The organism is Loigolactobacillus backii (genome assembly GCF_001663675.1).
In the GTDB taxonomy this organism is placed as follows: domain Bacteria; phylum Bacillota; class Bacilli; order Lactobacillales; family Lactobacillaceae; genus Loigolactobacillus; species Loigolactobacillus backii.
On sequence record NZ_CP014873.1, the window covers coordinates 1,597,804 to 1,621,247 of the forward strand.

Below are 23,444 nucleotides of genomic sequence, written 5' to 3' on the forward strand. Positions count from 1 at the left end.
TTTTTGGGTAGAGCTATTACTTTTTAATTTTTAAAATAATTTATGAAAGTGCCGTATAATACTGGTGTTATTGACTTTTAATGATTATAAACAGTTTATAGTATTACGTTAAGTGGTCAAATTAATATTTTATAGTCTTGTTTACTCTAAGAAGAGATACGTGGAGGAAAAAATGAATTTTGTGTCAATAGTTGTTACACATAATAGAAAAGAATTATTAGTAGAGGCAGTTAATAGCCTTATTAATCAGACGGTAAAGCCCGGGAAAATAATAATCATAGATAACAATTCAACGGATGGCACTCAGGATCATCTTTCTGATGAAAACATTTTACAAAATCCGTTAGTTAAATATTACTTTGTTAAAGATAATTTAGGTGGTGCGGGTGGGTTTTATTTTGGTATGAAGAAGGCAATAGAAACAGAAAAATTTGATTGGATAACTTTGTCAGATGATGATGCAATCTATTCAAATGATTACTTTGAACATATATCTGATGCGATCAAGTCAGCGCCAAATATCAAGGCTTTCTGTGGGTCCATTTATTTAGAGGATGGTCGAATTCAATATACGCATAGAAGACGGATTGCCAGTACAAAACGGATAAAAGAAGTTACAATACCTGTTAAGGAATATTCTCATAATTTTTATGTGGACGTTTTTACCTTTGTTGGCTGTGTTATTAGCCGCGAATTAATTTCTAAAATTGGATTACCCGATAAAGATTACTTTATTTGGTATGATGATGTGGAATATTCATTACGAATTAGGGAATATACAAAAATATTGAATGTTAGTAAGGCTAAAATTGTTCACAAAACAAAGGTAATCTCAAACGATTTTGCTGCTCAATACAAGCCTGATTGGCGGGAGTATTATGGCGTCCGTAATAGACTATTAACGATTAAGCGTCACACGTCATCACAATTATTTATTTTCTTTTATATTCCATACTATATATTACGATCCTACCTTGACTTATTTAGGCCTAGATTTAAGGGCTTTAGGAGACACGTTGTTTATGTTTATACCTGTGCGTATTTTGATGCCTTAAGAAATAAAAAAGGTAAGAATCCTAAGTTTTTGCCGGATTAATAGGTATATTGGCATTGGTATAGTAAAGGTTTCATCTTATCATTTCTAATTTGGCATAATGAGCAATGTAATCAGGCTTTGTTTAATTGGATGATATTTGTTGGTAGAGACTCTTTCTTTTAATAGTTTTTGGTGCGCCATAAATTTGGTGATAAATCACGAATCCGTTTGTTTAGTCAGATATTTCATGATAATCAGTAGGTGGACAAAAAATGACTTTACCTGCTAGATTTTTTTGACACCATCTATTATTAGGTGGTTAATGTTAATGGCACTTTGTTAATCATTTGAACTTACCTTTATATGGTTAAGGGCCTTTTTTAGTTAGTATGGTTATTTCTAATTAGTCTATGGAATTTTTTGTCACACCGGAGAACTTAATAACTTTTTATTTTCTTATATTCATTGATTGGATCTGCTACCAAGATACTATCTGAATGGAGTCAATGATTACTTTCTTGGAATTAACGGTGGTTTTTTCCTTGGAACCAGAATACGATGTTTTCTATCATATTATGAAATTAGTCGAAATTATGTTCATGAATTTATACTATTTTTTTGATGTCGAATGAACAATCTGTTTTTATTATGCTAAATTAAAAATGCTCATAGTAAATGGCTTCTTTCATGGTGCGTTGTGGTAACTACCATTGTATGACATTTACTGTGGGCTTTTCTATTTTCTAGGTGTTCGGATTAATTTTACAATCTGCAACAAGAAAATATCTTCGAGTATTATCGTAGGATACAGGTGGTAGAACGGAATAAGTTTATTTATTCAGGAAGTCCCCTTGCAATTAAGGTTAATTCTAGTAATGTTCAACTAGTATTTAAATCATTGTGGTATAGGTCGAAAGGTTAGCAAGTAGTCGGTTTTGAGGGGATAAAAATAAAGAGTAGTGAGGTTAGAGCAGTGATAAATGATCAGATAGTGGGAAATCAAGATAATGCGACTGTCATTCAGGAAAATTCAAAAGTTAAAAGACGGGTTGAGTGGATTGATATTGCACGCTGGATTGGGATTACGTTAATTATTATTAGTCATACAATTATGTATGAGAATTGGTATTATTTTCAGAATGTACTGTTTATGGTTCATGTGCCAATTTTTTTCTTTTTGTCTGGATATTTATATCACAATAAAACTTGGCGAAAACGTCTCTCAGGTATTCTAAGTACATTGATTTTACCATACTTAGTTGTTGGGTTTATTGCAATTGTAATGGCATGGTTTGTAGGACATATTGGTGGTTTTGGTATTTTTAAAACTCCGTATGATACGCACAATGCAATTAAGGCAGTGTTCCTAGGATTTGGTAGTTCACAAGTACTTTTTAATACCAATCATATTGAACCAGCTATTGGTGCAGTATGGTTTCTATTGGGTTTGGCTTGGGGTGATTTCTTTTTTGCAATTTATCTTAAGCTGGCTTTAAAAGTAAAAAGTATCTGGGGCTCGGTGAGCTTTTGGATTGTGTTGTGGGGGTTAGCTGCCGGAATTGCAATTTTTGGGTTTAAATTGCGACCTCATGGTTTGTTGCCGCTTTCGTTAAATGCCGGTTTAGTAGCACCCCTATTTATGATTTTCGGGTATACATTAAAACAAAATGGGCGCTGGTTTGATTTTACATTGAAGTGGCCAGTTAGCTTAGTTTGTTGGGGTATTTGGTTATATGCGTCACGTTTTGGCACTTTGGCCTTAAGTCAGGGAGCCGCAACAAATATTTATATCTGTACGTTAGGTGCTTATGCGGGTTGCATAGCAGTGATTAAGATTAGCCAGCTAATTGAAACATACTTACCAAGGCTAAGTCATGTGGCGGCTTACTTAGGTCAGATGTCAATGATTATTCTATGTTTTCATTTATTAGAAATGAATTTAAGTACAATATCGGCGCGATTATTTGCAGTATTTACGTCATCTAATGGTCATTTGATCTATGATGTTTTGATGGTTACTGGGCGATTGATTTTTTGTTATGCACTAGCTTATCTTATACCCAAAATTCCCTTTGTTCGGTCCTTCTTCTTAGTTCGGCAATACCCATTTAAGGAGTGGTTTAAGGGAAATAGATGGCAACGTAAATAGATGTAAATTAATTTTTTTCAGATGGTAATGATAGCGGCATCGTCTAGTTTTAGAATGGGTTATTAGATGTTTATTTTAAGATTGAACTTGACTAGCAATTGAGTAATTGCAAATAACGGCAAAATTGTAAGACCGAACAGATTTAATTTACTTGTCTGAAAAATTGTTGTCAATTGCAAAATAAAATTTTTTATAATTAATTGATAAATTAATGGTGATTTTGGACTAACTAAGCTGGTGATAAAAATATTGCCTGAAGGTAGTATGAAATCATGGACACGATTTAGTATAATTCCATAATAGGAAGGATTGTGTTTTTATGACCAAGAAAAAGTACTCAGTAGATTTTAGAAAAATGATTGTCAAGCTGTACCAGGATGGCGCCCCGGTAGCTGATCTTACAGACGAATATGGTGTATCAAATGTAACTATTTACAAATGGATTAATCTATATAAAGAAGACAAAGGAAGTGGAATTTCCAAATCAGATGTTTTAGCGTTGCAAAAACGTTTGAAACAGCTAGAAAGTGAGAATGACATCTTAAAAAAAGCCTTAACCATATTCGCCAAAAAGTAAACCCAGATGACTGGCAGACAGCCGTTGATATTAATTTGAAGCACCATAGTATCAAAGAAACCTGTAAAGTACTCTCAGTTCCACGCTCAACTTACTATGAACATCAGCAGAATCATGTATCGCCACAAGCCAAGCGTCGTAAGACACTTAGCCAGTCGATTAAACGCATTTACTTTAATTCTAGACGTATCTACGGGGCACCTAAAATTCTAAAAGCGTTACAAAAAGAAGGTAAGACTGCCAGTATTAAGCTAGTTCAACGATTAATGCGCCAAATGGGGTTAAAATCAATCACGCGCAAGAAGTGGCATTATCAACAAACTAATGATATTGATGCGACTGATTATTCAAATATACTCGCGCAAGATTTTCGTACAACCAGTCCAAATCAAAAGTGGTGTGCAGACATAACTTATATTCACACCAAAGCCAATGGCTGGTGTTATTTATCAAGCATTCAGGATTTATATTCACGTAAAATCATTGCCCATAAAATCAGCCGTCATATGACTGCTGATCTTGTGATCAGCACTTTTCAACAAGCCTTTGAAACTAGAAAGACGACTAATAACTTAATTGTGCATACCGATCTGGGTAGCCAGTACCGCAGTGCTGGCTTTGAACAGATCTTAGCGCAACACCATATTCGCCATTCTTATAGCAAGCGTGGCTGTCCCTATGACAATTCATGTTTGGAATCATTTCACGCCAGTTTGAAAAAAGAAGAGGTTTACCAACACCATTATCAGGATTTTGAAGAAGCAAATGCTGCAATATTCAGCTACATTGAGAGCTTTTATAACAGTGCTCGAATTCACAGTAGCATTGATTATTTAACTCCAAATGAAAAGGAAAAATTAGTCGCTTAAATTATACATAAAATGTGTCCAGATTCTTGACCTAAATCCAGCCTGTTGATTCTTTCGATTTTTAGAAAAAATAGATCTGTTGTAGAAGAACAATTTGAGATTTAAATGATATCAAGTTATTTTATTTATTAAGAACGTGACTATCTGTTATTCTTGAGCTTTTATTTATTAGATTGGGTTGTACATAAGGGGTAAGTTTTTTCAAGTTATAATCAATAACTTGTAATTGTTTTGTTGGATAAATTATTAATCAATGGTATTTTTTGGCTTTTAAAAGTACATACTATAACTATTAACTACATGGTAGTGAATGGAAATTTTTATTAGACCACCTGTGAACTGTCACACTTGTACGTACACCTTGTTCGTTTATAGATTCGGTTATTGAAGTGCTGTCCTGATAAGGTTTAATAATTATTTTTGTTTGGAACTATATATAAATAGATAGTTTAGATATAACTTTTGATTGCTTTGAAGTATTACAAAAAGTATTGTGACACACAATATATATCTAATTAAATTTTCGGTACTCCCTTTTAAATAGAATAAAGGGGGAGTTCTGTGAACGTTACTTTGTATGAAAAAGGGGGCATGATAGATTGAAAAAAATTTCTTTGATTGTTCCTTGTTTTAATGAACAAGAAACAATTCCACTATTTTATCCTACTCTAGAAAAAATCAAACCACAATTACGTGGCTATGAACTTGAATATTGGTTTATCAATGATGGTTCTAAAGATGATACGTTGATTGAGTTACAAAAACTACAAAGTCAGGATCCAAACCAGGTCCACTTTATTTCATTTTCACGTAATTTTGGTAAAGAAGCGGCTTTGTACGCTGGATTAAAGGCCGTTAATGGTGATTATGTTGCTGTAATGGACGTTGATTTGCAAGACCCACCTGATCAGTTACCAGAAATGTTGGCCGGTATTGAAGATGAAGGCTATGATATTGTCGGTACAAGAAGAAAAAATAGACAGGGCGAACCCAAAATTCGTTCGTTTTTTTCTGATTTATTCTATAAAGTGATTAACAAAATATCAAGCACCGAGATACTGAATGGTGTTCGTGATTATCGATTAATGACTAGACAAGTTGTGAACGCCATTTTAGAAATGTCCGAATACAATCGCTTTTCAAAAGGTATATTTAGTTGGGTAGGGTTTGATACTAAGTATCTTGAGTATGAAAATAGGGATCGTTCTGCAGGAAATACTTCTTGGTCTTTTTGGAAATTATTTCGTTATTCAATTGAAGGTATAGTTGATTTTTCGGATGCACCATTATCGATTGCTTCTTTTATTGGATTGTTTTCATTTGTTATTGCCGCGATTGCACTTATCTTTATTGTTATTCGGCAATTAATTGTTGGCGGAAGTGTTGCTGGTTGGGCATCGCTAGTTTCGATTGTTTTGATGATTGGGGGATTACAGCTTTTATGTTTAGGTATCGTAGGAAGATATATTGGAAATATTTATTTAGAAACTAAGAAACGACCTATTTATATCATTAAGGAGAAAAAATAATCTAAATTACAAGGGATAAAGTAGTGCAGGCAGAATTGGTGTGAATGAGCTTTTTAAAATGAATCTAGTAATCAACTACAGGTTAGATTGATTCACTAAATGGTGTTAAATCGACCAACTTAACCCAATAGAAATGGAATGAAAAATGATGCAGGAAAAGAAGTTGACGATCGTGGTACCTTGCTACAACGAGGAAGAAGTTTTACCCGCAACGGTTAAGGCGCTGGGTGGCATCCTCAGTCAGTTAATGGCTGCCAAGCAAGTTGCCGCCAATAGTCAATTATTATTCGTTGATGATGGCAGTCGGGATAAAACCTGGGCTCTGATTCAACAATTTGAGCAGGCGTACCCTTACGTGGCGGGTTTAAAGTTTAGCCGTAACTTTGGCCATCAGGATGCGCTTTTGGCCGGGATGACCAAAGCCGTGACGGATAGCGATTTAATCGTCACGATTGACGCCGATTTGCAGGATGACGTTAACGCAATTCCAGAAATGGTCGCCGCCGCACATAAGGGCTTTGATGTTGTCTACGGCGTGCGTAATGACCGCCAAACCGACAGTGTTTTCAAACGGGATACGGCGTTGGCGTTCTACCGGATGATGGGTCACTTAGGCGTTAAATTAGTGCCAGATTCGGCTGATTTTCGATTGTTAAGCCAGCGAGCAACCACGGCTTTACTGGCTTTTAAAGAACGTAATTTATTTTTGCGTGGCATGGTGCCGTTAGTCGGCTTTCCGTCAACCAAGGTTTTCTATAAACGTAAACCCCGTTTTGCGGGGAAATCCAAGTATCCGCTGCGCAAAATGCTTTCTTTTGCCATGGACGGTGTGACGTCGTTTTCTACGGTTCCGATTCGATTGATTATGAATTTGGGAATTTTAATTGTCATTATTGGTATTGCGTTATTTATTTACACAATGGTCCAAAAATTGCGTGGTAACGCCATTACTGGTTGGGCGTCATTGATGATCTCAATTTGGGTTTTAGGTGGCGTGCAACTGGTCTGTTTAAGCGTCATTGGCGAATACGTTGGTAAGATTTTCACTGAAGTCAAGCGTCGTCCTCGCTACACGATTGAAAAGGACGATTACACCAAGTCATCAAAGAAATAATTGAACAAAAGAGGGGTACCATGTTAGGGGTCAAAAATTTTTTTACGCACGTCATTACAACGATTAGTGCCGTTTATTTTTTCATTATCTTGCTTGGCGCACTGGTAAATCCCAACCTAATTAGGCAAACGGCGGCAAGCAAGTGGCGTTGGGCTATTGTGTGCGCGCTGCTAGTACTGGCACTGGTCTTTCAAAGGGAACGGCTAAAAACAGTCGCTTATTACTTGCGGCAGCCGCTGCTTGATCACCGCCGCCTAGTAGTCGGGGTTCTTTTAGGGCTGGGGGTTATTTTTCAAATCAGTCTTGTGCTCAATTTAGCGGCGCCCACTGGCTTTGATTCAGCGGCCATTCGGCAGTCGGCAGCGTTACGAGTAGTGACACCAGAATTGCAAAACTATTATTCAATTTACCCGAACAATTTATTTTTCTTTTTCTTTGCTAAGGGGCTGCATACGGTTGCCAAATTTTGCCACTTTAGCAGTTTTATATTAACCTTGGATTTTGTTAATTTAATTTTAGTTGACCTCAGTATTGGTTTGAATTATTTGGTTGTTAAAAAACTAAACTGGGGTGATCAGGCCGCACGAACAACTTTTTGGTTATCCGTGGTGGGAATTGGGCTAACCCCATGGCTAATCGTTTTTTATAGTGATACAGTAGTATTACCGATTGTAAGTGGGATATTGCTTTGTTTGGCCAGCATATTAGCGGCTGGTGACCTAGTTAACCAATATTTCAGTCCGATTTTATTGGGTCTACTACTATTTGTTGGCTATAAGTTAAAGCCGACTACACTGATCATTATGATCGCCTTGCTGATTGTCGGGCTACTTAATTTGTTTGATCCAAAAAAGCGCCAGAAAATGCTGCCGCTGGGCCACAAATTTCTACTGAGCTTGATTGTTTTCAGTGGGACGTTGTTACTGTTTAATGTGGCGGTGAAGCATTTATCGCCGATTGAATTAAACAAGCAACAGGAAATGCCACCAACGCACTTTGTGATGATGGGGCTAACTGGTGAGGGCGGTTATAACTTAACCGATTTTCGGAATAGTCAGGCTCAACCAACCGTGGCCGCCCGCAAAGCCTATAATATTAAAATAATTAAGCAGCGGTTACGCAATTACGGCTTTAATGGCTACCGGCGTTTTTTATGGGCAAAAAATTTAAATAATACCGCCGACGGTACTTTTGGTTGGGGTAAGGAAGGCCACTTCATTGAAGCAACACAGCAACCACACGGCTACTTTAAGGCGCTTTACTACCCGTCTGGTAAAAATAATGGCAATTACCATTTTTGGGCCCAACTAGTCTGGCTAATCGTTTTATTTGGCTTGTTGGGGTCGCTGGCTTTTCACGACAACAAAACGATTTGTTTGCAATTGGCGATTTTAGGGTTATTGATTTACCTACTATTATTTGAAGGTGGCCGTTCACGCTACTTAATTCAGGCGTTGCCGCTATTTTTCGTTCTAGCAGGCCGCGGTTGGGCCAAGATTTCACGGCCAGCCGCTTAAAATGGGGTTTGTGCTAGATCGTAGACGACACAAATGATTCAACAAGGAGAGAGTGGTAATTGGCCCAAAAAATCATTCAGGTGCTGCTGCCGTTTATTTTTTGGAACTTAGCTTATAATTTACCTTTCTGATATAAATCAATAACTGAAAGAACCACTTGTTTTCAAACGGATCAATTATAGGATACTTGTAGGATAAGGCGAAGAACCAGTTGAGTAAAGAACACTGGTTGATTAAAAAGCGTACCCAGAAATAATTGAGAAACTATAGTTTATAGTCTTACCTGATACAATTTTCCCTCTAATGGTACTATTGTGTAATAATATTAAAGGCCTTAAGCTTTTTTGCGAATAGTAAAATTTTTGTTCATATTCCCCCCAAACGCTTATATCTATGCGTTTGGATTCCTATCCTGGATTCAATATTCTAATTCCTAGTAATTAACTATATAAATTGTTGGATTAATTTTATTTTTCCATTAAAACCTGGATTTAGGTCAAGAATCTGGACACATTTTATGTATAATTTAAGCGACTAATTTTTCCTTTTCATTTGGAGTTAAATAATCAATGCTACTGTGAATTCGAGCACTGTTATAAAAGCTCTCAATGTAGCTGAATATTGCAGCATTTGCTTCTTCAAAATCCTGATAATGGTGTTGGTAAACCTCTTCTTTTTTCAAACTGGCGTGAAATGATTCCAAACATGAATTGTCATAGGGACAGCCACGCTTGCTATAAGAATGGCGAATATGGTGTTGCGCTAAGATCTGTTCAAAGCCAGCACTGCGGTACTGGCTACCCAGATCGGTATGCACAATTAAGTTATTAGTCGTCTTTCTAGTTTCAAAGGCTTGTTGAAAAGTGCTGATCACAAGATCAGCAGTCATATGACGGCTGATTTTATGGGCAATGATTTTACGTGAATATAAATCCTGAATGCTTGATAAATAACACCAGCCATTGGCTTTGGTGTGAATATAAGTTATGTCTGCACACCACTTTTGATTTGGACTGGTTGTACGAAAATCTTGCGCGAGTATATTTGAATAATCAGTCGCATCAATATCATTAGTTTGTTGATAATGCCACTTCTTGCGCGTGATTGATTTTAACCCCATTTGGCGCATTAATCGTTGAACTAGCTTAATACTGGCAGTCTTACCTTCTTTTTGTAACGCTTTTAGAATTTTAGGTGCCCCGTAGATACGTCTAGAATTAAAGTAAATGCGTTTAATCGACTGGCTAAGTGTCTTACGACGCTTGGCTTGTGGCGATACATGATTCTGCTGATGTTCATAGTAAGTTGAGCGTGGAACTGAGAGTACTTTACAGGTTTCTTTGATACTATGGTGCTTCAAATTAATATCAACGGCTGTCTGCCAGTCATCTGGGTTTACTTTTTGGCGAATATGGTTAAGGCTTTTTTTAAGATGTCATTCTCACTTTCTAGCTGTTTCAAACGTTTTTGCAACGCTAAAACATCTGATTTGGAAATTCCACTTCCTTTGTCTTCTTTATATAGATTAATCCATTTGTAAATAGTTACATTTGATACACCATATTCGTCTGTAAGATCAGCTACCGGGGCGCCATCCTGGTACAGCTTGACAATCATTTTTCTAAAATCTACTGAGTACTTTTTCTTGGTCATAAAAACACAATCCTTCCTATTATGGAATTATACTAAATCGTGTCCATGATTTCATACTACCTTCAACCTATGATTATTATAAAGAACTCACTATTGGTTTGGCCTTTTTATTCATACTAGGTTTTTAACTGATGTAAGGGCCAATTATGGATACATAAGAATTCAAAGTGGTGATAATTCATGGATATTTGATGATAATTGCTTAGCTAAGATTACAGTTTCTTAACAGTCGTGTTAAATTACCGGAAGTCAAGGAAAAAGATGATATATTTAACGTATTGAAATTTATGGTAGTTAGCAAATAACTATTTAAAAATGATCAAAAACTAATTTTAATATATTTACATTAGAGCGGTTTAGAGATCATTGATAAAATAAATTACATCCTGGCCCAGATCGGCTAAAATGAACAAAAAATTTCTGGAGGCATTAACTTGGAAGGCAATAGGCATGTAGATAAGCAGTTACATTTTAAAATGTATAAGTCTGGTAAAATTTGGGTGATTGCGGGTATTACAACTTTTTCATTTGGTTTAGGCATTGCATTTGGCGGTCAAACAACTGTTCATGCGGCCACAAATAATACTGTAGGGCAGTCCACTGTAGTATCTAGTACCGCAAATCAAAGTTCACAAATGTCGGCAATGAAGGGATCTGTTTCCACTGATGCGACAAGTGCAGCAAGTACAAGTGCAGCAAGTACAAGTGCAGCAAGTACAAGTGCAGCAAGTACAAGTGCAGCAAGTACAAGTGCAGCAAGTACAAGTGCAGCAAGTACAAGTGCAGCAAGTACAAGTGCAGCAAGTACAAGTGCAGCAAGTACAAGTGCAGCAAGTACAAGTGCAGCAAGTACAAGTGCAGCAAGTACAAGTGCAGCAAGTACAAGTGCAGCAAGTACAAGTGCAGCAAGTACAAGTGCAGCAAGTACAAGTGCAGCAAGTACAAGTGCAGCAAGTACAAGTGCAGCAAGTACAAGTGCAGCAAGTACAAGTGCAGCAAGTACAGCCGCAGCAAGTACAACGGCCATTGATGGTTCAACTGTAGATGCTGAAGTAGGGTCATCAGCAGCAAATAATTCAGAACTATTATCAAGTTCATCTAGTAACAGTGATGATAAGATTGCATCGAATGTGGCCGCTTTATCAACGAGTAGTCAAGTTTCAGTTGATTATGGCCATGCCGATGATACAATGGACTTTGTTGCAGGTGCACATGCTGTTGGTAGTGCAGCGGCTCCTGCAGCTGGACAGATTACAAGTTATGTAAATTCAGAGGGTCAGAATCAGATTGATATTCCAGCCGGTTTGGCACCTGACATTCAGGCCGAATGGTTGCAAAATGCCAAGGAACAAGCTAATTCTAATTATGCGGCTACGGGACAGCAACAAGTTATTACAATGAGTGATGATCAAGTGGATTCATTTACAATTGGGGATTCTTCACGCCCACGACGGGTAGATGCGGTCGACATTTCATCTTATCAATATGATTTAACTCAGGCTAATTATAATGAAATGAAGAAGTTAGGTGTTAAGACTGTCATTATTAAATTGACTGAAGGAAATTATTATGAGAATCCTTATGCTCGAAATCAAATTTCTATGGCAAAGGCCGCAGGTTTACAAATAGCCGTTTATCATTACGCAAAGTTTGCGAGTGCAAGTGCTGCAGCAGGTGAAGCTAATTTATTGATTTCTGATTTACGATCACTAGGCTTGAGTAAAAATACTTTGATTTTTGCTGATATGGAAGATACTAGTACTTATACAACGGGCATTCAAGGAGATTTACAGAATTTCTGGAATACATTATCAAATGCTGGTTTTACTAATCATGCAGTCTATACTTACGTTTCTTACGAGTATCGTGATGCAGTTGTTAATACAGTTGGATTAAGTCGTACTTGGATTGCACAGTATCCGTACACACCATCTGCTAGCAGTTTATGGAATTCACAATATGCGGCCTGGCAATTTAGTTCTACAGCACGTTTACCAGGTTATTCAGGCAATTTGGATGTTTCAATTGACTACAATGGGTTACTTAATTTAAATAGTGGTGCCTGGCAGTTAAAAAATAATCAATGGAGTTATATTAAGTCCGATGGTAGTAAAGCAACTGGCTGGTTGGCTGATTCGAATAATTGGTATTATTTGAATACGAATGGTGTCATGCAGACTGGTTGGGTTAAAGTGCAAAATGTTTGGTATGATCTTAATGGATCAGGTGCTATGCGGACTGGCTGGACTAAATCAAATAATAATTGGTATTATCTGAGTAAATCAGGTGCTATGCAGACAGGTTGGATTCAAGTAGCTAGTAATTGGTATCATATGAATACGAATGGTGCCATGCAAATTGGTTGGATTCAATTAAAAAATACTTGGTACTATTTGGAAAATAGTGGCAAGATGGCCACTAACTGGATTTTTACCGGAAATAGTTGGTATTATTTACGCACAAGTGGTGCAATGGTTGCAAATGTTTGGATGAAGGATGGTAATCAATGGTATCATTTAACTAACTCAGGTAAAATGAGTACTGGATGGCTATATTATAAGGGTTATTGGTATGCTTTAAATGGCTCTGGTCAGATGCAGACTGGTTGGTATCAGACAAAATATGGCTGGTACTACCTCAGTAATTGGGGTGGAATGCAGACTAACACCTGGATTCAAAATGGAGGACATTGGTATCATTTGGCCGATTCGGGTAACATGAATACTGGTTGGCTATATTACAAGGGTTATTGGTATGCATTAAACGGTTCTGGCCAAATGCGAACAGGTTGGTATCAGACAAAATATGGTTGGTATTATCTTAATAGTTGGGGTGGAATGCAAACCAATTGTTGGCTTCAAATTAACGGTCATCGCTATTATCTTAATAGTACAGGTAAAATGTTAACTGGTTGGCAGACAATTAATGGTCAAAGATACTATTTTGATCAAAATGGTGCATTACAAAATTAGAAATTTGTATCTAAAGAGCGTTTACGATTATTTCAAAAGTTAGGTTGACTTAGAAATAACGGCTCTTCGTCAACTGTTGTTGGTGAATCCATATTTCGAGTTCTAATCACTTCGTGATTAGGGCTCTTTTTGTTTTGATTTTGAAAACGTATAGTACTCGAGTTCTAAACCTCCAGAAGCTGCGATAGCCAAAACTGGCTCGTTTGATCGCCTTGATTTTATTATTAGAACCTTCCAAAGGACCATTTGAATAGTGTGTGGTAAAGGTGTTACGAATCTCATCATGATGGCTTTCAAGTGTTTTAATCGTGTTCTTCATTTCTTCAGAATACGTTTTGTTATTCCAAAATGCCGCATTGTAGTTATGCCAATCTTGATGTTGGACAGCTGACCGGACGCTGTTTAAGACTTGATAAGTTTGTTCTAGTTCTGAATCCAACGATAACAGCTGATGGACAACATCGGTGGCAGCCATCCAGTAAGGAAAATTAGTCCACTTTTTGAATTGTTCAAAGTTAAGCTGTTCAGTTGGTACTAACAACAGCTTCCAGTAGCGCTTAAGGGCGTGAAATTCGCGAGAAGACGGGGTAAACTTCTTCATCACCTTGATTCTGGTTTTGTTAAACGCCCGATTTAGGGCGTTGATAATATGAAACTTGTCCATGACCACCATGGCATTGGGGAACACGGTCTGCACAAGCTTGGGGTAGGTATAATTCATATCAGTCACAATAATTTTGACGTTTTCTCGGGCAGCTTGATCGAAGCGGTAAAAATACTTCTCTAGTTTATTGATGGTTCGATAAGGGAGTAAGTCGATTAATTCATGGGTTTCGCCATTCATGAACTCAAAGCTCATGGCACCAGTAGCGCTCTTGGTACTCTTCACCTCATCCATTAAGATGATCTCTGGTAAATAGTGCCAATTGGTTTGAAAGTCTCGTTCAGCGCGCATTAACTGGCGGCCCACAAATGAATCTGATGCCGATACTTCATTGGCAATGTGCTTCAAAGAGACCGGTTCACCGAGCTTCTCTAGGCATTCTTTGCGGCTGGTGTTTGAAATTGTACAGTGTTTCGGAACTGCCACTGTTTGTGCAAGAAAGTTGCCGTGACATTCTTTACAGTGGAAATAGCGGCGCTTTAAGGCTAAGATGACGGTGTTGCTCAGAACCTTCGAGAATCTGATAGTGGTATTGCGCCAGCCGTAGTTAATAATCTTTTGATCATTGATAATCCCGCACTTGGGACAAGCCTTCGGCGTGTAATCCAAGTGGCCAGTTAAGCGAATAACCCCGTCTTCTCCAGTTTCACCGTCAGTAATTTTTAGGTTCTCGTCAGCTATTCCTAATAATAATTTTGTAGTATCATGACACATAGGGCATTTCCTTCTTTCTGAAAAATCTTCGTGGTGGTTGACTTGGATGAACGGACAGGAAATGTCCGCTTTTTTATTCTAGCCATAAATAAAAAATCTGTCATCAGTAATAGATGAAAATCTATTACCAACAACAGATATTGTAGAACCGAAATAACGTGGGCGTTTTTTTGTACCATAAATTTGCATTTGAGTGTAATGAAAAAAATTCAGAAATCCCTATAAAATGGTGATTTTAGGCGATCATTACATAATCAAGCGGCGTATAAACGAGTTACAGCTGAGGCGAGTTAATGAGCGACTATAGCTCTAACAAAAACAATAATGTTTTATTGGGCCTAAATATGAAAAACTTGGTTAAATGAAGTTTATGGTCAGAATTATCACGAAACAGGCGGAATTGTTCACCTATTGTTGTTCAAGAGCGCTATAAAAGGCATAAACTAAATTTTATTGTTTCCGTGAACGTTCTCAAATGATAGTAGAAGTGTGACAAGAGGACTTAATATCATGGTAAATTACACTGCAAAAAGATTATCAAAGAACGATTTTGTTTATCGATTAAATAAAAGGTTTCAGAATATTTAAATGAGAAAACACTGTATGGAGTTTAGCATGATCAGAATTTGCAATCAGTTTGATAATTTAGGCCTAAAAAAGTGAGAGAGCTGCTGCTGGATCATAAAGTACATGGGAAAATGCATATATAGGGACCCGTAAATGATCAATTTAACCGTTTTTAGGAAAACATGTTCAAGCTATCTTGAAGGCACCATACTTGATATTGAATTGAACACGGATAATATTGCTACCAAGGTGTGTCTTCAAATTAAAAAAAGTTCGTTAATTGTAGAAAATGTAACTGCTTTTGCGGTTAATGTCCTGCCTTTCCTAGATTATCTTAATAATGAACACTAAACCTGAATTATTCACCATAAGTTCTCCAAGTACAGTGTCACCCCGGTATCATGGGCGGTACTGTGTTTTTTATTTTTCACCTTTTTAGTGCAGAAAAAGAACCTCCGATTTGGTATAGTTGATTCACCACAAGTCAGCTATCCACCCAAAGAAAGAGGTCCTTCTCATGGCAACTTTACCGGGAAAACGAGTTAATTTCAATCCTAAATTACATATTTCGCACACTGGTGGTGAACTTTCCACTGATGCTGGGCTAGTGTTGGTCAAAGAATTAATGGCGCAACTCAATTTCACGACCTTAGCGTATCAATTAGTCCATTTTGATGACCAGCGCCATTACGCTCGTTACAGCAACGTTAGTCTACTAGAACAGGTCGTGCTGCAGTTGATCGCCGGTTACCCGGCCGATCTAGCTGCCACCAGTTTGCGCAATGACCCCACATTTAAATTACTATTGGCACAACCGCAATTGGCCTCACAACCGTCATTATCCCGTTTTTGGCAACGCTGTGACGAGCAGACCATCACCTCATTACAAACGTTGAATCAAGCATTGCTTGACCAAGCGTGGACTGGCGCCAAGCAACAACAGCTGATCCTCGATATTGACTCGACTCACGCCGATACTCATGGTCATCAGGAAAAAACGGCCTTTAATGCGCATTACGGTACCACGGGTTACCATCCGCTGGTCGCTTTTGACGGGCAAACGGGCCACTGTTTAAAGGCTCAATTGCGCCCAGGTAATGTTTATACCAGTACGGATATTGCCCCCTTTATCACACCACTACTACAGCACTATCATCAAGTCAAACCGAACGCTGATATCTTGGTCCGCGGGGATAGTGGCTTTGCGACTCCAGAATTATACGAAACTTGTGAAGCCAACGACACTTTTTACTTGATCCGCCTGAAAGCCAATCGGCGGCTGAACCAACTGGCTGAACGTTTTGTTCAGATCAGTGATGAGCAGAATTGGACTGAGACCGAGGTCCATTATTATCGCGCGTCTTATCAAGCCCGATCATGGTCTAAGCCGCGCCAGATCTATATTAAATCAACTCGACCAGCTGGTGAATTGTTATTTCAACATGAATACCTCGTGTCCAATTTAACGAGTTTTGTCGCCGAAGATGCATTTCACGCCTATCACCAACGGGGTCAAATGGAAAACTATATCAAGGAAGCCAAGGCTGGCTTTTACCTGGATAAAATGACTAGCTCGCAATTTATACCAAATTATGCCCGCATGATGCTCAGTGTCCTCGCTTATAATTTAGTCAGCTTGATGCGCCAATTGTTGCCTGTACAACATCAGCGATTACAGGTTACAACCTTGCGCTTATGGCTGTTTAAAGTAGCGGGTAAGCTGGTGACCAGCGGCCGGCAACTTTATCTAAAATTAAGCCGCCACCACGTCTATCAGGATTTGTTTTATCAACTGTTAGCTCGAATCCAAGCGCTACAGTGGGGCTAAACTGGTGCAAAAAATCAAAAAAAGTCGGTTCGGCCAAGGGGCAAGTATGCTCAAAATTGAGGATCAAAAATTTATCCAGCCCCATAATTTGGTAGCCTTTAGCAAAAACAGTACATCTTGGTTTGACTACGCCATAGCAGCACGAGAATTGGTCCAAAATTGTGCGGTATGCCGATATTAAACCTCGTATGAATAATTCGGGCTAAAATGTCGTAATTATTTGTTGATAATGTGTTTTCATAAATTACAAGTTTATTCATAATACTTTTTTTACAGAATTGGCTAAATTAGTAATAAAACTGAAACATGATTGCCATTTTAAAATGTTATAGTTAAATCATTGAATTAACAGTAATGGACTAAAGGTATATTTGGAGGAGTCATTTTGATGATTAGTCACCCAACAGTAAAACAAAGTAAGTCGAGGTATTTGACGACTAAGGGAATTATATTATTTTCCTTTGGATTAGGGATCCTGTCTTTTAATCCACAGCGTGTGAATGCTGCGGAAACAACACAAAAACCTGATCAAACTACGCAATCTTCTATTACAGCAGATACACCTTCACAAATTAACGAGGTTACTCTACAGACAAATAATGGCACCACGGCAATAACATCTGATTCTAATGTAACTGCAACAAAGGCTAATAGTGTGGCAGTTGCATCTCAATCCGCAGCCAGTGAGGGTAGTTTAGCGGCTGGTGGAAGTGTTACGGCCCAAAATAGTAGCACTGCTGCTCAAGTTGTAACAAATACCAGTAGTTACGCAGGCATACCTCAAGCCGCTCCGGCCAGCGCCGCTAATGAAAGTAGTTTGTCGGCCGAAAGTGGGAGTGTTACTAGTCAAACTGGTAGTACAACTGCCCAAATCACAACAAATAATAGCAGTTCTACAGATGGTGTTACAGCACCTCAATCTACCGTGGCTACGGGTAACGAAGTGTCCAGCACTGCCTCTCAGGCCGCAACTTCGGCAACTAATGTATCCGACTCAACTACGCAAGTGGCCAATGATAATACAATGACAACTGAACAAAAAGATTTGTCCGATGGCGTTGAAAATAGTGCTAAGGGTACTTCTTTTGAAACTGAGCAAACGGCAGATGAAACTACGAATGATTTGAGTTCGGCCGATACGGCAAATATCCAAAATTTCAATGGTGATGATGATACGGCTTTTGTCAATGCAAAATCTGCCGCTCAGGCCAATTACATAGAAACGGGTAGGCCGCAAGTGTTATCGCGCACAGATGCTACTGCAACAAATGTATCAGCGGTTAAGACAGGATGGGCAAAAGAACAAAATAACTGGGTATTTAAAGATAATCAGGGGAAAAATAAAACTGGCTGGTTTAAACAAGAAGCCACTTGGTATTATTTTAATAAGTCAGGTATTATGCAGACTGGTTGGAAGAATATTGACACCGCCTGGTATCACTTAGCAAATTGGGGTGGTATGAATACTGGCTGGTATAAGGAAAACCAAACTTGGTATCACTTAGCAAATTGGGGTGGTATGAATACTGGCTGGTATAAGGAAAACCAAACTTGGTATCACTTAGCAAATTGGGGTGGTATGAATACTGGCTGGTATAAGGAAAACCAAACTTGGTATCACTTAGCAAATTGGGGTGGTATGAATACTGGCTGGTATAAGGAAAACCAAACTTGGTATCACTTAGCGAATTGGGGCGGTATGAATACTGGCTGGTTACAGCAAGGTACAACTTGGTATCACTTAGCAAATTGGGGTGGTATGAATACGAGCTGGTTTAAGTCAGGAAATTATTGGTATTATGCTAATAATTCAGGCGCAATGCAAAGGGGCTGGATTAATAACAATGGTACTTGGTATCATACTGATGGTACAGGTGCCATGCAAACCGGCTGGATTCAAGACAATGGAAATTGGTATTATTTGACCAATTCAGGTGCTATGCAAAAGGGTACGATTCAGGTCGGAGGTCAAGTGTGGGCCGCTGACAGTACAGGTGCTATGCATTTGAGTGTATCTGGGGCACAAATTGTTACTTTAACAAAACAACAATTAGGGAAACCTTATGTTTTAGGTGCGGCTGGTCCCAATGCATTTGACTGTTCTGGCCTAGTCCAGTATGTTTATAAACAATTGGGAATTAATTTACCTCGTACTACCTACCAACAAGAGTATTGTGGTATTCCAGTGAGCCTAAACAACCTGCAACTGGGCGATTTATTATTTTGGGGTAGTCAAGGTAGTTCTTACCATGTTGCCATTTATACAGGTAATGGAAACGTTATTATGGCACCACAACCATCAGAGACGGTTAAAGAGCAGCCAATGTCTTGGTGGATGCCACAGTTTGCACGTAGAATTTTGTAAATTAAACTATTCTGGGTAGGCAAAGAAGTTCGTCTGAACTTAATAATAGAGGTTCAAGTAGAATGTTTTTTACCTACTTTGAATAAGTATCAATGAGGCTAATTATGGAGATCAATTTATTTAGGCTCTTCGTCAACTGTTGTTGGTGAATCCATATTTCGAGTTCTAATCACTTCGTGATTAGGGCTCTTTTTGTTTTGATTTTGAAAACGTATAGTACTCGAGTTCTAAACCTCCAGAAGCTGCGATAGCCAAAACTGGCTCGTTTGATCGCCTTGATTTTATTATTAGAACCTTCCAAAGGACCATTTGAATAGTGTGTGGTAAAGGTGTTACGAATCTCATCATGATGGCTTTCAAGTGTTTTAATCGTGTTCTTCATTTCTTCAGAATACGTTTTGTTATTCCAAAATGCCGCATTGTAGTTATGCCAATCTTGATGTTGGACAGCTGACCGGACGCTGTTTAAGACTTGATAAGTTTGTTCTAGTTCTGAATCCAACGATAACAGCTGATGGACAACATCGGTGGCAGCCATCCAGTAAGGAAAATTAGTCCACTTTTTGAATTGTTCAAAGTTAAGCTGTTCAGTTGGTACTAACAACAGCTTCCAGTAGCGCTTAAGGGCGTGAAATTCGCGAGAAGACGGGGTAAACTTCTTCATCACCTTGATTCTGGTTTTGTTAAACGCCCGATTTAGGGCGTTGATAATATGAAACTTGTCCATGACCACCATGGCATTGGGGAACACGGTCTGCACAAGCTTGGGGTAGGTATAATTCATATCAGTCACAATAATTTTGACGTTTTCTCGGGCAGCTTGATCGAAGCGGTAAAAATACTTCTCTAGTTTATTGATGGTTCGATAAGGGAGTAAGTCGATTAATTCATGGGTTTCGCCATTCATGAACTCAAAGCTCATGGCACCAGTAGCGCTCTTGGTACTCTTCACCTCATCCATTAAGATGATCTCTGGTAAATAGTGCCAATTGGTTTGAAAGTCTCGTTCAGCGCGCATTAACTGGCGGCCCACAAATGAATCTGATGCCGATACTTCATTGGCAATGTGCTTCAAAGAGACCGGTTCACCGAGCTTCTCTAGGCATTCTTTGCGGCTGGTGTTTGAAATTGTACAGTGTTTCGGAACTGCCAATGTTTGTGCAAGAAAGTTGCCGTGACATTCTTTACAGTGGAAATAGCGGCGCTTTAAGGCTAAGATGACGGTGTTGCTCAGAACCTTCGAGAATCTGATAGTGGTATTGCGCCAGCCGTAGTTAATAATCTTTTGATCATTGATAATCCCGCACTTGGGACAAGCCTTCGGCGTGTAATCCAAGTGGCCAGTTAAGCGAATAACCCCGTCTTCTCCAGTTTCACCGTCAGTAATTTTTAGGTTCTCGTCAGCTATTCCTAATAATAATTTTGTAGTATCATGACACATAGGGCATTTCCTTCTTTCTGAAAAATCTTCGTGGTGGTTGACTTGGATGAACGGACAGGAAATGTCCGCTTTTTTATTCTAGCCATAAATAAAAAATCTGTCATCAGTAATAGATGAAAATCTATTACCAACAACAGATATTGTAGAACCTTTATTTATGAATTGATCTTTTTTTGTATCAAAATTTAATTTGAATACCTGTAGAGAAGCAAATGTAGTTGAAAAAATATTGTATTGTTTGTTTAATGCAAATCTGCCATTTTAAAAAAATATTAATTATGTTATTTTGTGTTAATAATTATTATTATATTATTAGAACGCGTGGTGCTAGTTCGTCATAAAATCAAAAAAGCCTAAATTGTATACCAATATCGTCAATTCAATCTTTAATTGAAAACCAAATAGACTACGGGTGAGATTGGTTTCAATCCCAAATTGCTGGGCTAAAATTGAAAAGCGTGACTCTATTGTCCGCCGTAACGCCTTGAGTTGACGCTTATTATGCTGTTTAGCACCTTTCATATTAGAACGATAAGGCGTCCATAAGTTATAGCCTAGGGCCCTAAAACTGGTCTTGAGTTTTTTCCCAACATAACCAACATCGGCCAAAATATTGGGACAAGGACAACCGCTAATTAGCTCAGGCGCTACCTTAGCATCATGAACTGAGGCTGCCGTGATCACATAATTCAGAATATAGCCATTAGCCGTGACGACCATGTGGGTTTTAAACCCATAAAATGGCATTTTCTTGGTGGCATTATAGCCAATGTTGGCCTTCCCAGCAAAAATTCTAACTCTGAAATTACGAACTTTGGCACATAGTGGGTTGGGTAAACTGTCGATAATCGCTAGGTCGCCCGAATGAGTATAATCCTTAGTGATACCTGAGCGAATGGCATTGACTACTGCCAGTAATTGTTGCGCGCGGCGGTTGAAACGTGAACGTGATACCACCATTTGCCGCGGCATAAACGCTGCCATCAGATAATAGAAGCGGCGTTGCGATTGAATTCCCAGTGTGACTTGTAAGCACAGTAAAGCTAAAAGTTTAATATCAGTAATTTTAGTATGTTCAACGTTGCGCCGCTCAATGACGCTACGCGGACAATAACGCTGATAAAGCAATGAACATAACTGGTAAAAGTAATGGAAACTAACTTGTAATTCGTGACGATTTTGCTTAAACTTGAGGTGGTTCAACACAGTTATTACTCCTTTTAAGTTTTGTCACTTATGAGTCTAACTGGGTTGGACTTTTTTGTTAAATTTCTAAATGTTACAAACTAGCACCACACGTATTAACTATTTGTTTGAGGAGGAGTTAGTTGTGAAAATGTTTTATAAGCAAACATTATTTATAGGTTTGGCGACGGTGATCGTCGGTATGGGTTTAGCCGTAGGTCCGGAAATTAAAGGTGGTACTGTAGGAGCTACTTATAATGTTCAAGCTGCAGTACAAAACGGCTATGATAGTAATGGTATTTTTTACCAGTCAGGAAAAAAGGCTAGTGGCTACTTAAATGATGGTAAAAATTGGTATCTATTTAAGAACGGAGTTAAACAATCACAAATTCAAAAATGGTCAGGCTATTATTACTATTTTGATCCCACATCTCATCTTCGATCAGATAATGTTTTTCGCAATGAATGGGGTAATACTTACTATTTTGGCAGTAATGGGCAAGCCGTTTCAGGTTTACAGAAAATTAATGGAAAAGAGTATTATTTCGGTGAAGATGGTACGTTTAATTTAAGAAAGAATACCTTTTTTAAGACCAAATCAGGTAAGACCTATTATGCTGGTGCGGATGGAGCATTATTAACGGATGTTCAAAAAATTAATGGTACTTATTATTATTTCGATCATTCTAATTATCAGATGCATACTAATAGTTATGATAAATCTAATTGGGGCGACTGGTATATGTTTGGTTCAGACGGGAAAATTAAGACTGGCTGGCAAAATTGGGCCGGAAGCACATACTATTTTAGTCCTACAACTTATTTAAAAGTGACAGGAGTACAGGTTATTAGTGGTGTTGCTTATAAGTTTGATAGTACAGGTAAATACCTTGGAAATAATAATGCTCTAAAAGTTGTCAATTTAGCCAAACAATTGACTCAGCAACATATACCATATGTTTGGGGTGGCGCATCGCTTTCAGGTATGGATTGTTCGGGTTTAGTTGCCTATGTTTTTCAGCATGCTATTGGTAAGACGTTACCTCACTACACTGTTTCTTTAGAAAGTGCGGTAAATCAAAAATCAGTTGCTCAGGCACAACCAGGGGACCTATTATTTTGGGGAAATCATGGGCAAACGTATCATGTTGCTATTTATATTGGTAATCATCAATTTGTAGCTGCTCCACAAAGTGGTGAAGATGTTCAAGTACAGACAATTAGCTCATACTTTATGCCTTCATTTGCAGGAACAGTTAAATAG

Annotated in this window: 16 protein-coding genes; 11 read left to right on the top strand and 5 right to left on the bottom strand. The window is 38.2% G+C overall.

Annotated elements, in window-relative coordinates:
• Positions 1-172 precede the first annotated feature (172 nt).
• The 7 genes from AYR53_RS07095 to AYR53_RS07125 all read left to right on the top strand — a co-directional run bounded on the left by AYR53_RS07095 (position 173) and on the right by AYR53_RS07125 (position 8,791).
• The gene (locus tag AYR53_RS07095) at positions 173-1,096 is read left to right on the top strand and encodes a glycosyltransferase family 2 protein (protein WP_068280957.1); all 924 of its coding nucleotides are present in this window, start codon (positions 173-175) and stop codon (positions 1,094-1,096) included.
• Positions 1,097-2,009: 913 nt separating this feature from the next.
• A complete protein-coding gene (locus tag AYR53_RS07100; RefSeq protein WP_068280955.1) occupies positions 2,010-3,185 on the top strand; it encodes an acyltransferase family protein in 1,176 nt (391 codons plus the stop codon).
• Between the two features lie 319 nt (positions 3,186-3,504).
• Positions 3,505-3,762 carry a transposase gene (locus AYR53_RS07105; protein WP_017866964.1) on the top strand — a complete coding sequence of 86 codons (258 nt, stop codon included), beginning with the start codon at positions 3,505-3,507 and terminating at the stop codon, positions 3,760-3,762.
• Complete coding sequence (locus AYR53_RS07110) at positions 3,747-4,631, top strand: IS3 family transposase (RefSeq protein ID WP_105782191.1); 885 nt, start codon at positions 3,747-3,749, stop codon at positions 4,629-4,631. The genes AYR53_RS07105 and AYR53_RS07110 overlap by 16 nt, the downstream gene beginning before the upstream one ends.
• A 599-nt stretch (positions 4,632-5,230) precedes the next feature.
• Positions 5,231-6,160, top strand: coding sequence for a glycosyltransferase family 2 protein (locus AYR53_RS07115; protein WP_068280953.1), 930 nt, complete (start codon positions 5,231-5,233; stop codon positions 6,158-6,160).
• A 148-nt stretch (positions 6,161-6,308) separates the two neighbouring features.
• Positions 6,309-7,274 (top strand): glycosyltransferase family 2 protein, encoded by a 966-nt coding sequence (locus AYR53_RS07120; protein WP_404802949.1) that lies wholly within the window; start codon positions 6,309-6,311, stop codon positions 7,272-7,274.
• A 20-nt stretch (positions 7,275-7,294) separates the two neighbouring features.
• Positions 7,295-8,791, top strand: a complete 1,497-nt coding sequence (locus AYR53_RS07125) for a glycosyltransferase family protein (RefSeq protein WP_068280948.1) — start codon at positions 7,295-7,297, stop codon at positions 8,789-8,791.
• A gap of 526 nt (positions 8,792-9,317) precedes the next feature.
• On the opposite strand, the gene AYR53_RS07130 is transcribed toward AYR53_RS07125, so the two are convergent.
• Together AYR53_RS07130 and AYR53_RS07135 are read right to left on the bottom strand one after the other, a co-directional pair.
• Complete coding sequence (locus AYR53_RS07130; protein ID WP_105782191.1) at positions 9,318-10,202, bottom strand: IS3 family transposase; 885 nt, start codon at positions 10,200-10,202, stop codon at positions 9,318-9,320.
• Positions 10,187-10,444 (bottom strand): transposase, encoded by a 258-nt coding sequence (locus tag AYR53_RS07135; protein WP_017866964.1) that lies wholly within the window; start codon positions 10,442-10,444, stop codon positions 10,187-10,189. The genes AYR53_RS07130 and AYR53_RS07135 overlap by 16 nt, the downstream gene beginning before the upstream one ends.
• Positions 10,445-10,878: 434 nt before the next feature.
• Here AYR53_RS07135 and AYR53_RS07140 point away from each other — a divergent pair, with 434 nt between their 5' ends.
• Positions 10,879-13,416, top strand: coding sequence for a GH25 family lysozyme (locus AYR53_RS07140; RefSeq protein WP_068477269.1), 2,538 nt, complete (start codon positions 10,879-10,881; stop codon positions 13,414-13,416).
• 106 nt (positions 13,417-13,522) lie between these two features.
• Here AYR53_RS07140 and AYR53_RS07145 read toward each other — a convergent pair whose 3' ends face one another.
• Positions 13,523-14,794 (bottom strand): ISL3 family transposase, encoded by a 1,272-nt coding sequence (locus tag AYR53_RS07145; RefSeq protein ID WP_035457977.1) that lies wholly within the window; start codon positions 14,792-14,794, stop codon positions 13,523-13,525.
• Positions 14,795-15,878: 1,084 nt separating this feature from the next.
• Between AYR53_RS07145 and AYR53_RS07155 the strand changes: the two genes are divergently transcribed.
• Together AYR53_RS07155 and AYR53_RS07160 are read left to right on the top strand one after the other, a co-directional pair.
• Positions 15,879-17,189, top strand: coding sequence for an IS1380 family transposase (locus tag AYR53_RS07155; RefSeq protein WP_068279064.1), 1,311 nt, complete (start codon positions 15,879-15,881; stop codon positions 17,187-17,189).
• Between the two features lie 388 nt (positions 17,190-17,577).
• Positions 17,578-19,554 carry an NlpC/P60 family protein gene (locus AYR53_RS07160; RefSeq protein ID WP_068280935.1) on the top strand — a complete coding sequence of 659 codons (1,977 nt, stop codon included), beginning with the start codon at positions 17,578-17,580 and terminating at the stop codon, positions 19,552-19,554.
• A 169-nt stretch (positions 19,555-19,723) separates the two neighbouring features.
• Here the strand turns inward: AYR53_RS07160 and AYR53_RS07165 are convergent, their stop codons facing one another.
• Both AYR53_RS07165 and AYR53_RS07170 read right to left on the bottom strand, forming a co-directional pair.
• A complete protein-coding gene (locus tag AYR53_RS07165) occupies positions 19,724-20,995 on the bottom strand; it encodes an ISL3 family transposase (RefSeq protein ID WP_068279055.1) in 1,272 nt (423 codons plus the stop codon).
• Between the two features lie 327 nt (positions 20,996-21,322).
• The gene (locus AYR53_RS07170; protein WP_068280932.1) at positions 21,323-22,201 is read right to left on the bottom strand and encodes an IS982 family transposase; all 879 of its coding nucleotides are present in this window, start codon (positions 22,199-22,201) and stop codon (positions 21,323-21,325) included.
• A gap of 124 nt (positions 22,202-22,325) precedes the next feature.
• On the opposite strand from AYR53_RS07170, the gene AYR53_RS13310 reads away from it, so the two are divergent.
• On the top strand, positions 22,326-23,444 hold the full coding sequence (locus AYR53_RS13310) for a C40 family peptidase (protein ID WP_125982720.1): 1,119 nt from the start codon (positions 22,326-22,328) through the stop codon (positions 23,442-23,444).